Here is a 10,278-nt window from a genome sequence, read left to right as displayed (position 1 = left end):
TGCGCTGACCCTGCGCGAGATCTGCGACCTGAGCACCGAGGCCATCGCTCACGCTTTTCTTGCCACGCCCAGCACCATTGCCCAACGCATCGTGCGCGCCAAGGGCAAGATCCGTGAGGCGAAAATTCCCTATCAAGTGCCGTCCCGGGCCGAATTGCCCGAGCGGTTGGACAGTGTGCTGCGGGTGATTTACCTGGTGTTCAACGAGGGCTATTCGGCCTCGGCGGGTGCCGACCTCACCCGTGAAGACCTGACCCTGGAGGCCATTCGTCTGGGGCGCTTGCTGTTGGAGTTGCTGCCCGAGCCGGAAGTCATGGGCTTGCTGGCGTTGATGTTGCTGCACGAGTCGCGTCGGCCTGCCCGTACTTCTGCCAGCGGCGAACTGGTGCTGTTGGACGCGCAGGATCGTACACTTTGGGACAGGGCCTTGATCGCTGAAGGCTGCGCACTGGTGGAGCAGGCGCTCACCTCGCGGCGCTTTGGACCGTATTGCCTGCAGGCGGCGATTGCCGCCGTGCACGCCGAGGCGCCCAGCGCAGGGGAAACCGATTGGCGGCAGATTGTCGGGCTCTACGATGTATTGCTCAGGTCTGTGCCGTCGCCGGTGATCGAGTTGAACCGTGCGGTAGCGGTGGCGATGGAGCAGGGGCCGTTGGCGGGGTTGGCGCTGGTAGACAACCTTTTGCAGCGCGGTGAGTTGCAGGACTACCACTTGGCGCATTCGGCGCGTGGGGAGTTTTGCCGGCAGTTGGGGCGGTTTGACGAAGCCCGCAGGGCGTACGAAAAAGCTTTGTCCCTGACCCAACAAGCGCCAGAAAAACGCTTCATCACGCGACGCCTCGCCGAACTCAAATAGCCAAAACACTGTTATGACGCCCCGCGATCCAATGTGGGAGCTGGCTTGCCTGCGATGACGGCCTGACAGCCAACGTCTCTTTAACTGCCCCCTCTACATTGCACTGCGTTCACTCCAGCATCTTGCCCAGCAACCAGCTCCCCGCAGGTCCCGGCGGCTGGTGCCTGGACCACAGCGCATCCACCGCCACCGAACGCGGCCAACTGCGCACCTTGAGTTCAACCAATTGGTTACCGCCAAAGCGCTCCACCAGCCAGCGCGGTATTGGTGCCCAACCAAAACCCAGCTGCGCCATTTCCATCAGCATCAGGTAACTCGGCGCCGACCAGACGCGTTGCTTACCGCGGTTTTCATTGGGGCTGATGATGCTCGCCAAGCGCAACTCCCGGTGTTGTTGCAGCGTGTGCGGGTGAACCTTGCCCAGGCTCGCCAACGGGTGTTTAGGCGAGACGAACAGCGCGATCTCCGTGCGCTCTTCCACCGCAGAGAAGGTCAGATCGGGCGGGTAAACTTCCTGTTTCTCAATAAATGCGATCTGCGCCCGGCCACTTTGCACCAGCGCGATCAGGTCTTCGCATTCCGCGATCAGGCATTCCAGCTCAAGGTCCGGGTAGCGTCGTTCGAAGGCGGTGAGGGCGATCTCGAATCGATCAGACTGATAAGTATCGGACATGGCGATACTCAACTTCGGCTCCAGGCCTTGAGATAACTGACTGGCCGCCAGCTCCAGGCGGCTACTGGCTTCCAGCACTTGCTCAGCCCGTTGCAGCAAAACCTGCCCTGCGGGCGTGAGGGTCGGTTTGCGGCTGCTGCGGTCAAACAGCACCACGTCCAGGTCGATCTCCAGGCTCGCCACCGCCGCGCTCACGGTGGACTGGCTCTTGCCCAGCTTGCGCGCCGCCGCGGAAAACGAGCCTTGGGTGGCCGCCTGGACAAACGCCTGGAGCACTTCATGGGAGGCCATGACTATCGCCTTGATCGATGGTTATTGGTTATGAAGTATCGAGACAAAGCCTGATCATGGCAACCATCGTCACTCACGGAGCCGGGTCATGACCCCTACCAAATCCCTTACTGAACGCGTTTTTCAAGCCCTTGGTTTCGAAGGGCTGGCCCTATTGATCTGCACGCCACTGCTGGTGTGGGTCACTGGCCGGCCGGCGCTGGAGATGGGCGCAGTGACCTTGGGCATCAGCCTGTTGGCACTGAGCTGGAACGTGGTGTTCAACAGCCTGTTCGACCGCCTTAAAGCTCGCCTGCAACTGGCCAACGGTGGTTGGACCCGTGTGCTGCACGCGCTGCTGTTTGAAGGCGGCCTGATTCTGCTGGCGGTGCCATTGATTGCTGCCTTGATGAAGATCAGCCTGTTGGAAGCCTTCATCCTCGACATTGGCGTGTTGTTGTTCTTCCTGCCCTACACCTACGTGTACCACTGGGGTTACGACGTCATTCGGGAAAAAATCAGCGAAAAAAATGCTACCCACTGTAGGAGCGAGCTTGCTCGCGAAGATCGCTAACGATAACGCGGGGCCTCTGTAAATACGCGGCGCTCTTGAGTTTTTCGCGAGCAAGCTCGCTCCTACAGGGGGCCGCCGTTTAGAGGAACATCCCGCCCGACGCCTCGATCCGCTGGCCGGTGATCCAGTGGCTGCCATCGGCCAGCAAGATCGAAATCGCGCCGCCAATATCGTCCGGCAAGCCGGCTCGGCCAAGAGCAGTGTTATTGGCCACCATCGCATTCACATCATTGTTATCGCGTACCGCGCCACCGCCGAAGTCAGTGGCAATCGCGCCCGGTGCCAGGGTGTTCACGGTGATACCCCGTGGGCCCAGCTCTTTAGCCTGGTAGCGCGACAACACTTCCACCGCGCCTTTCATGGACGCGTAGGCCGCATAACCCGGCAGGCTGAAGCGTGCCAGGCCGCTGGAGATATTGATGATGCGCCCGCCATCGCGGATCAGCGGCAGCAGTTTTTGCGTGAGGAAAAACGGTGCCTTCACATGGATCGCCACCAGTTGGTCGAACTGGGCTTCGGTGGTTTCGGCAAAGCTTGCGTAGGTGCCAACCCCGGCGTTGTTGATCAGGAAGTTGAAATGATCCTGGGCGAACACATCCTTGAGCAGGGTGCCGATCTGGCCAACGAATGCATCGAAGGTTTCACTCTGGCTGACGTCCAGTTGCAGCATGGCGGCGCGACCGCCCAAGGCCTCTACTTGGGCTATCACGGCTTGGGCTTCGGTCGCTGCGCTGTGGTAAGTGCCGATGATGTCGATGCCTTGCGCAGCCAGGTGCAGGGCGGCGCTTTTTCCAAGGCCACGACTGGCGCCGGTGATGAGTGCGATTTTACGGGTCATGGTGCAGTCCTCAAATGGGGTTAGTGGGATTGAGTGTATTTGTCCGGCCATAACGTGATAAACAGGCTGATATCGGAATCACTGGCCGGATAGGGCGAACAATCACATGAACAAGCTTGAGCTGCTGCGCACCTTCGTACGCGTCACTGAGTTGTCGAGCTTTACCCAGGCCGGCCAAAGCCTGGGCTTGCCGCGCTCTACGGTATCCGAGCATGTGCAGGCGTTGGAGGAGTTGCTGGGCGCACGGCTGTTGCAACGCACCACGCGCAAGGTGCAGGCGACCCAGGATGGTCGGGTGTTGTATGAGCGCAGCAAGGATCTGCTGGCGCATATGGAGGAGCTGGAAGGGTTGTTCCGTCAGGACGAAACCCAATTGGCCGGGCGCATACGGGTGGACATGCCCAATGTCATGGCGCGGGGCTTGATCTTGCCGAACTTGCCCACGTTCATGGCGCGCCATCCTCTGATCGACATGGAGATCAGCGGTTCGGACCGCCAAGTGGACCTGATCGCCGAAGGTTTTGATTGCGTGGTGCGCGTCGGCGCCCAGCCCGATCAAACCGTGGTAGCGCGGCGGGTGTGCAGCATGCCGATGGTCAACTGCGCGAGCGCGGCGTACCTGCAACGGTATGGCGTGCCCGAAACCCTGGCAGACCTGGCGCATCACCAGTTGGTGCATTACGTGCGGCCACTGGGCGCACGCTCGGCCGGGTTCGAGTACTTGGTGGGCAACAAGGTGCAGCGGTTACCGATGGCAGGCCGGGTGACGGTCAACAGCACCGACGCCTATCAGTCGGCGTGCCTGGGCGGGTTTGGCATCACGCAGGTGCCTCAGCTCGGGATACGCGACTTGTTGGCCAGCGGCGAGTTGGTGGCGGTGCTGCCCGATTACCAGGCGCCGCCCCTGGATGTGTCGTTGCTGTACGCCGGTCAGCGGCATCTGCCGTTGCGGGTGCGGGTGTTCATGGACTGGTTGACCGCCACCCTGCAAGCTCATCTTTAACGGCGTGCCGACAGCTGCTGGGGCGCCAGGAACGCGTCGTGGAAGTAATCCCGGAACGCTTGCATCGCTGGGGTAAACGCACGCTCGCGGTGCCAGGCCAGGCCGACGCTCATGGGCGTGACCGGGTCGGTGACGGTCAGGGTTTCGATGCGCTTGCCTTCCAGGGACCAGGGCCGGTGCACCAGGTCTGACAGGATCGCCACGCCGCTGCCGTTGGCAACCATGCTGCGCACCGCCTCCACTGAGCTGGTGCGCAGCCGCACCTTGGGCGTTTGCCCGGCCTGTTCCCAGTAGCGCATGGCGCTGTGTTCGGCTTCATCGACGGTGAGCAAAATGTAGGGTTCTTGGGCCACGTCCGCCAGGCTCACGGCGCCGCGTTCGCACAACGGGTGATGGCTGGGCAGCCACAGGCGGCGTTCGGAGTTGAACAGAATTTCCGAGACGATATCCGCGTGGGTGAGGTTGGCGGTCAGCACCACGGCCATGTCGAACTGGCCGTCGAGCAGGCCCTGTTCGATGGCCTGGCGTTCCTGTTCGAACACCTCGATGGTCACGTCCGGATGCCAATGCTCCATGCGCTGCAAATGGTGCGGCAGGAAATAACCCAGCACCGTGTAACTGGCCGCCACCCGCAGCACGCCGCTGGCGCGGTAGTCCGGCAACGGGCTGTTGAGGGCGTCCTCCACGCTGTGCACAATCACGTAGGCACGGTTGAGAAAATGCCGCCCGGCATCGGTGAGGTTCATGCCCTGGGCCGAGCGCACGAACAACTTCACGCCGAGCATGGCTTCCAGCTCCTTGATCGCCGTGGTCACCGCCGATTGGGAAATATTCAAGTGAATCGCCGCCTGGGATATCTGGCCGATTTCCGCAGTGGCGACGAAATAGCGAACCTGGCGCAAGGTTAAAGACATATCGCACTCTGCTTATTGATCGTTCCCACGCTCTGCGTGGGAATGCCTCTTGTGACGCTCCGCGTCACGGTCTCAAGTGCGGACGCAGAGCGTCCATGGCTGCATTCCCACGCAGAGCGTGGGAACGATCGGGGGTCGAGGATAAAAAGCTATCTGATTTTCAGAAGATGGGCCATCTGATAATAGATCTTCCCAAGGGGTCAAGCCCCAGCCTACTTTGCGGGCATCACCTTTGGCGGAGCGACCTCGATGCAGGCAGTGGATTTCAATTCAGACATGGGCGAAAGCTTTGGCCCCTGGACCATCGGCGACGGCGTCGACGCAGAGCTGATGGCCTACATCAGCTCGGCCAATATCGCCACCGGCTTTCACGCCGGCGACCCCGGCACCATGCGCCGCACCGTCGAGCGCGCCAAGCAACTGGGTGTGGCGATTGGCGCCCACCCAGGCTTCCATGACCTGGTGGGTTTCGGTCGCCGGCATATCAACGCACCGGCCCAGGAACTGGTGGACGACATGCTCTACCAGCTCGGTGCCCTGCGTGAAATGGCCCGTGCCCAAGGCATGACCCTGCAACACATCAAGCCTCACGGCGCGCTGTACATGCACCTGGCCCGCGATGAAGAGGCCGCCCGGCTGTTGGTGCAAAACCTGCAAGTCATCGAGCCCACGCTGATGCTGTATTGCATGCCCAACTCGGTGATCTGGCGCATTGCCAAGGAACTGGGGCAACCGGTGGTGCGCGAGTTCTATGCCGACCGTGAATACGACCTGAGCGGCTCCATCGTGTTTACCCGCAATGTGCGGGCGCTGGACCCCGCCACAGTGGCCGCGCGGGTCTTGCGTGCGTGTCAGGCCGGCCTGGTGCGTACCGTCGAAGGCGAAGACCTGGCGATTGAATTCGATTCCATCTGCCTGCACAGCGACACCCCCGGCGCCCTGGACTTGGTGCAAGCCACCCGTGCAGCCCTGGACCAGGCGGGCATCGACGTCAGAACACCCCGATAAGATCCAACCCTTACTTTTTTGCCTGCCTTTCTACAATGATTCCAAGAGGAACAGACATGGCTGAAACGTCCCCCATCCGCTACAGCTTCGGCGGTGATGAACACCTGTTTGCCGAGGTCAGCGACAGCATGTCCCTGGAGGCTTTTTTCAAGGGCATGGCGGTGACCCGCGCCGTGGAGCGCCTGGCGCTGGAAGGCGTACTGGATGTCTGCCTGGCCAATGCATCGTTCCAGATTCGCTTCGACCCCGACCGCATAGCCCCTCACGCGTTGCTCGACGCCGTGCAAAGCGCCGAAGCCCAGGCCGTGGCCGAGCGCACCTTGCGCACGCGCATCATCGAAATCCCGGTGCTCTATAACGACCCCTGGACTCACGAAACCCTGATGCGCTTTCGTGACCGCCACCAAGACCCCAGCGGCACAGACCTGGAATACGCCGCACGCATCAATGGCTTGGCCGACGTAAACGCGTTCATCGCCGCCCACAGTGGCGCGCCGTGGTTTGTGTCGATGGTCGGCTTTGTCGCGGGCTTGCCGTTCATGTTCCAGATGGTCCAACGCGAGCGGCAATTGCAGGTACCCAAATACCTGCGGCCACGCACCGACACACCGAAACTGACCCTGGGCCATGGCGGCTGCTTTGGCTGTATCTACTCAGTGCGAGGGGCGGGCGGTTATCAGATGTTCGGCGTTACCCCGGCACCGATCTACGACCCGGCGCAGCAGTTGGCGTACCTCAAGGCGCACATGGTGTTCTTCCGCCCTGGCGATATCGTGCAGTTCAAGCCGATAGACCGCGAGGCTTATGACCGGGCCGTCGCCGAGGTGGACGCCGGGCGTTTCGATTTACGCATTCGCCCGGTGGAATTTTCTCTGGATGCCTTTCTCGCCGACCCCATCGGCTATCCGAAAACCCTGCAGGAGGCGCTGGCATGATCAAGGTCCTCAAACCTGGCCTCGCCACCTCCGTGCAGGACCTGGGCCGCGAAGGTTATTACCACTTGGGCATCCCGCCGTCGGGGGCGCTGGACCAATACGCGTTGAGTGCGGCCAACCACTTGGTGGGCAACCCCGTGGGCGCGGCGGGCCTGGAATGCACGCTGATCGGGCCAGAGCTGGAGTTCCAGCAGGACGCGCTGGTGGCCCTGAGCGGCGCCTTGATGTCGCCGCGCCTGGACGGTGAAGTGGTGCACCAGGACACCGCCTTTGCCGTGCGCGCCGGGCAGGTGCTGCGGTTCGAATTTCCCAAGGCCGGCGCACGCACCTACCTCGCCGTTGCGGGTGGTATCGACGTGCCGTTGGTGCTCGGCAGTCGCTCCACCTACACCCTCGGCGCCCTCGGCGGGTTTAATGGCCGGCGCTTGCAGGAGGGCGATCAATTGCCGATCGGTACCGCCAGCGGTACCGGGCGTGCGGGTAACAGCTTGCCGATGGCGTTGCGGCGTTCGGTCGGTGGTGATGTGACATTGCGAGTGGTGCCGGGGCTGTATTACGAGCGTTTGACTGACGAGGCCAAAAGCAGCTTTTTTGCCGAACCGTGGACGGTGGGCTCCGAGGCCGATCGCATCGGCTATCGCTTCAAGGGCGGCAGCGCGTTGAGCTTCCAGCCACGGGAACAGCCGTTTGGCGCGGGCTCCGATCCTTCCAACATCGTCGACAGTTGCTACCCGATTGGCTCGATTCAGGTACCGGCAGGGCTCGAACCGATTGTGCTGCACCGCGATGCGGTGTCGGGCGGTGGCTACGCGATGATTGGCACGGTGATCAGCGCCGACCTGGACTTGATCGGGCAGATGCAGCCCAACCAGCGGGCGGGGTTTGTGGCGGTAAGTCTCGAGGAGGCTTTGGAGGCGCGGCAGGTGTACAAGAAGCGGCTCAAAGCGATGGCTGGACTCTTCAATCACTGACCCGACGCATAACCCTGTGGGAGCTGGCTTGCCTGCGATAGCGGTGAGTCAGCTTGCATTGTGTTGGTTGATCCACCGCAATCGCAGGCAAGCCAGCTCCCACAGTTGGGGCTTATTTCAATTTGAGAATTTGCGAAAGGCCCAACGCCCGGCGAGCAGGGTAAAGGTTGCGACCAAGGCCACCAATATCCAGAAGCCTTCCGGGTCTTGAGACAGGGGCACCCCACCCACATTCATGCCAAAAAAGCCGGCAATGATGTTGATCGGCAGCGCCAGCACTGTCACCACCGTGAGGGTGAACAGCGTGCGGTTGCTCTGTTCATTAAGGTTGGCGGCGATCTCTTCCTGCAACAGCTTGATGCGCTCGCCCAGGGCGGTCAGGTCGTTGATGATCAGCGCAAACTCCTCGGTGGATTTGCGTAACTCCTTCACGTCTTCCTTTTGCAGCCATTGCGGCGGGCGATTGAGCAGGCGCAGCAGCGAGCCCGGTTCCAGCGCCAGCAGGCGTTGCAGGCGCACCAGCACGCGGCGGGCCGCACCCAGTTCAGCACGGTTGGTGGACAGGCGCGAAGACAACAGCTGATCTTCGATATGGTCGACGCTGATACTGGTCTTGCGCACGATCTGCGTCAGCACTTCGCCCTGGTCGCGCAGCAGGTGCACCAGCAGTTCCAACGGCGAGCGAAAGTGTTCACCGGCCTTCACCGACGAGCGCAATTTATCCACCGAGTGCAACGGCTGCAGGCGCGCACTCACCAGCAAGCGGCTGCGGGCGCACACCCACAGCGTGGAAATATCCGACGACACCATGCTGCTGAAGTTGAACACCACGTCGTTGACCACCGCCAGCAAGGCCGAGTCCACATGCTCGATGCGCGTGGAGCGCGACCCCTCGTGCAGGGCTTCAAAAAACTCTTCCGGCAGCGACAAGTGCGCCTGCATCCAGCGCTCGCAGGCGGCGTGGGCCAGGTTCAGGTGCAGCCACAGGAATTCTTCCGGGTCTGGGGGTTGCTGCAAGGCGGCGAGGGCGGTGGCGGAATCAATTTGCTGGCCTTTCTCGCCGGGGCGAAAACGAAAACCGTAAAGCAGGCCAAACAGATCGGAATCCTGGTGGGCATGGTCGATGCTGTGGTTCATGGCGACTCGCAGAGAAAGGGCCTGTAGGACGTTTCACAGGTTCCTAGGCGAATCATTGCAAGGCGGTATGACGGTTATGTGACGGTTTGAGGCGCGCATAAAAAAACGCGCCACCCGAAGGTGGCGCGTTTTTTCAAGGTTCAACTCAGGTGTCTTGCTTGTTTTCCAGCACGGCACCGGTCTTGGCGTCGAGCTTCACTTCAAAGCGCTTGCCGGTGGTATCGGTCAGGTCCACTTCGTAGACGTACTGGTTGGCGACACCGTGTTTGGTGTCCAGCTCAGTGTCAGTGATCGAAGCACCAGGGTGAGTTGCCACGGCTGCTGCGTTGAGTTTGTCGAAAGGCATCACGGCGCCGGACTTGAGCAGGCCCTCGATATGATCCGGACGAACATCCGCCTGTGCCAGGCCGGCAGTCAGGGTCAGGGCGGTGGCAGCGAACAGGGCAGTCAAAGTTTTCATGGTGTGTGTCCTTCTTAGGTTGAGCTGTTTAAGTGGCGCCAGATTAACCGGCGCAACTTAACTCATCCTTAATGGCTCACTGACACCAATGCTTTTAGTACTTATGGTCGTTGAGCAGGTCTTGCACGCTGGACGACGGCCAGCGTTTGTAGAACTTCAGCAGTTCGGCGGCGCGGTTGGTGAAGATGCCGTCGACGCCGGCTTTCATGACTTTCTCGAAGTCCACCGGCTCATCCACGGTATACACATGCACCAGCAGGCCCTTGTCGTGGGTCAGCTTGTTCATTTGCGGCTTCACCAGGTCGGTATAGCTCTGGTCGCCGTGGTCGGTCAACTCTGCCGAGGGGCCGGTGCCGATGGCGCCGAGGCTTTTGGCTTCATCGACCCACTTTTCGAATTCGGCAGCGTCTTTAGGCTCTTGCTTGGCGTAGTAGGCGGCCTTGGTGGGTTCGCCAGACTCGGCGAAGGTCACTTTGGATTTGGGCTCGATACTGCCTTCACCCACCCACAACAGCAGGATTTTCGGGGTATTGGGCATTTCCTTCTGCAGCTCTTTGAGGCTGGCGGTTTCGAAGGTTTGCAGCACCACGCGGCCCTTGCCTTGGCCGACACCGGTGTTGCTCTTGCCCAGTTTGGAGC

12 protein-coding genes are annotated in these 10,278 nt (G+C 61.2%); 6 read left to right on the top strand and 6 right to left on the bottom strand.

Going from position 1 to position 10,278, the window contains the following annotated elements; genetic code table 11:
• On the top strand, positions 1-856 hold an 856-nt coding region (locus GIW04_RS22475), incomplete at its 5' end, for an RNA polymerase sigma factor (protein WP_236479203.1).
• Between the two features lie 109 nt (positions 857-965).
• Here GIW04_RS22475 and GIW04_RS22470 read toward each other — a convergent pair.
• Positions 966-1,820: a LysR family transcriptional regulator gene (locus GIW04_RS22470; RefSeq protein ID WP_003193690.1), complete on the bottom strand. Its 855-nt coding sequence runs from the start codon at positions 1,818-1,820 to the stop codon at positions 966-968.
• A gap of 88 nt (positions 1,821-1,908) precedes the next feature.
• Between GIW04_RS22470 and GIW04_RS22465 the strand changes: the two genes are divergently transcribed.
• Positions 1,909-2,373: a multidrug/biocide efflux PACE transporter gene (locus GIW04_RS22465; protein ID WP_034134337.1), complete on the top strand. Its 465-nt coding sequence runs from the start codon at positions 1,909-1,911 to the stop codon at positions 2,371-2,373.
• Positions 2,374-2,452: 79 nt separating this feature from the next.
• Here GIW04_RS22465 and GIW04_RS22460 read toward each other — a convergent pair whose 3' ends face one another.
• Positions 2,453-3,211: an SDR family NAD(P)-dependent oxidoreductase gene (locus GIW04_RS22460; protein WP_003193687.1), complete on the bottom strand. Its 759-nt coding sequence runs from the start codon at positions 3,209-3,211 to the stop codon at positions 2,453-2,455.
• Positions 3,212-3,317: 106 nt separating this feature from the next.
• Between GIW04_RS22460 and GIW04_RS22455 the strand changes: the two genes are divergently transcribed.
• Positions 3,318-4,214, top strand: coding sequence for a LysR family transcriptional regulator (locus GIW04_RS22455; protein WP_034134336.1), 897 nt, complete (start codon positions 3,318-3,320; stop codon positions 4,212-4,214).
• Here the strand turns inward: GIW04_RS22455 and GIW04_RS22450 are convergent.
• Positions 4,211-5,128, bottom strand: coding sequence for a LysR family transcriptional regulator (locus GIW04_RS22450; protein WP_120248629.1), 918 nt, complete (start codon positions 5,126-5,128; stop codon positions 4,211-4,213). The genes GIW04_RS22455 and GIW04_RS22450 overlap by 4 nt on opposite strands.
• Before the next feature lie 249 nt (positions 5,129-5,377).
• Here GIW04_RS22450 and GIW04_RS22445 point away from each other — a divergent pair, with 249 nt between their 5' ends.
• Genes GIW04_RS22445 through GIW04_RS22435 form a run of 3 tightly spaced genes read left to right on the top strand, consistent with a single transcriptional unit; the run spans position 5,378 to position 8,042 of the window.
• Positions 5,378-6,136 carry a 5-oxoprolinase subunit PxpA gene (locus GIW04_RS22445; protein WP_120248630.1) on the top strand — a complete coding sequence of 253 codons (759 nt, stop codon included), beginning with the start codon at positions 5,378-5,380 and terminating at the stop codon, positions 6,134-6,136.
• 56 nt (positions 6,137-6,192) lie between these two features.
• Positions 6,193-7,071 carry a 5-oxoprolinase subunit B family protein gene (locus GIW04_RS22440; RefSeq protein WP_120248631.1) on the top strand — a complete coding sequence of 293 codons (879 nt, stop codon included), beginning with the start codon at positions 6,193-6,195 and terminating at the stop codon, positions 7,069-7,071.
• Positions 7,068-8,042, top strand: a complete 975-nt coding sequence (locus GIW04_RS22435) for a biotin-dependent carboxyltransferase family protein (protein WP_003193680.1) — start codon at positions 7,068-7,070, stop codon at positions 8,040-8,042. The genes GIW04_RS22440 and GIW04_RS22435 overlap by 4 nt, the downstream gene beginning before the upstream one ends.
• A gap of 117 nt (positions 8,043-8,159) precedes the next feature.
• On the opposite strand, the gene GIW04_RS22430 is transcribed toward GIW04_RS22435, so the two are convergent.
• The 3 genes from GIW04_RS22430 to GIW04_RS22420 all read right to left on the bottom strand — a co-directional run.
• Positions 8,160-9,179, bottom strand: coding sequence for a transporter (locus tag GIW04_RS22430; protein ID WP_120248632.1), 1,020 nt, complete (start codon positions 9,177-9,179; stop codon positions 8,160-8,162).
• Positions 9,180-9,324: 145 nt separating this feature from the next.
• Complete coding sequence (locus tag GIW04_RS22425; protein WP_003193676.1) at positions 9,325-9,639, bottom strand: PepSY domain-containing protein; 315 nt, start codon at positions 9,637-9,639, stop codon at positions 9,325-9,327.
• Positions 9,640-9,733: 94 nt separating this feature from the next.
• Positions 9,734-10,278, bottom strand: a 545-nt coding sequence (locus GIW04_RS22420; RefSeq protein WP_268939253.1) for a glycerophosphodiester phosphodiesterase family protein, incomplete at its 5' end; no start/stop codon positions are given.

Source organism: Pseudomonas sp. PA-4-8C (genome assembly GCF_021606625.1).
Taxonomy (GTDB): domain Bacteria; phylum Pseudomonadota; class Gammaproteobacteria; order Pseudomonadales; family Pseudomonadaceae; genus Aquipseudomonas; species Aquipseudomonas lactis.
Note: the sequence above shows the minus strand (reverse complement) of the source record. Positions and strands in the feature narration are given on the sequence as shown.

Excerpts from the sequence above, each read along its gene's own strand:
- GIW04_RS22470 (WP_003193690.1), bottom strand. The coding sequence starts at position 1,820 with ATGGCCTCCCATGAAGTGCTCCAGGCGTTTGTCCAGGCGGCCACCCAA.
- GIW04_RS22460 (WP_003193687.1), bottom strand. The coding sequence starts at position 3,211 with ATGACCCGTAAAATCGCACTCATCACCGGCGCCAGTCGTGGCCTTGGA.
- GIW04_RS22425 (WP_003193676.1), bottom strand. The coding sequence starts at position 9,639 with ATGAAAACTTTGACTGCCCTGTTCGCTGCCACCGCCCTGACCCTGACT.
- GIW04_RS22455 (WP_034134336.1), top strand. The coding sequence starts at position 3,318 with ATGAACAAGCTTGAGCTGCTGCGCACCTTCGTACGCGTCACTGAGTTG.
- GIW04_RS22465 (WP_034134337.1), top strand. The coding sequence starts at position 1,909 with ATGACCCCTACCAAATCCCTTACTGAACGCGTTTTTCAAGCCCTTGGT.
- GIW04_RS22435 (WP_003193680.1), top strand. The coding sequence starts at position 7,068 with ATGATCAAGGTCCTCAAACCTGGCCTCGCCACCTCCGTGCAGGACCTG.
- GIW04_RS22430 (WP_120248632.1), bottom strand. The coding sequence starts at position 9,179 with ATGAACCACAGCATCGACCATGCCCACCAGGATTCCGATCTGTTTGGC.
- GIW04_RS22440 (WP_120248631.1), top strand. The coding sequence starts at position 6,193 with ATGGCTGAAACGTCCCCCATCCGCTACAGCTTCGGCGGTGATGAACAC.
- GIW04_RS22445 (WP_120248630.1), top strand. The coding sequence starts at position 5,378 with ATGCAGGCAGTGGATTTCAATTCAGACATGGGCGAAAGCTTTGGCCCC.
- GIW04_RS22450 (WP_120248629.1), bottom strand. The coding sequence starts at position 5,128 with ATGTCTTTAACCTTGCGCCAGGTTCGCTATTTCGTCGCCACTGCGGAA.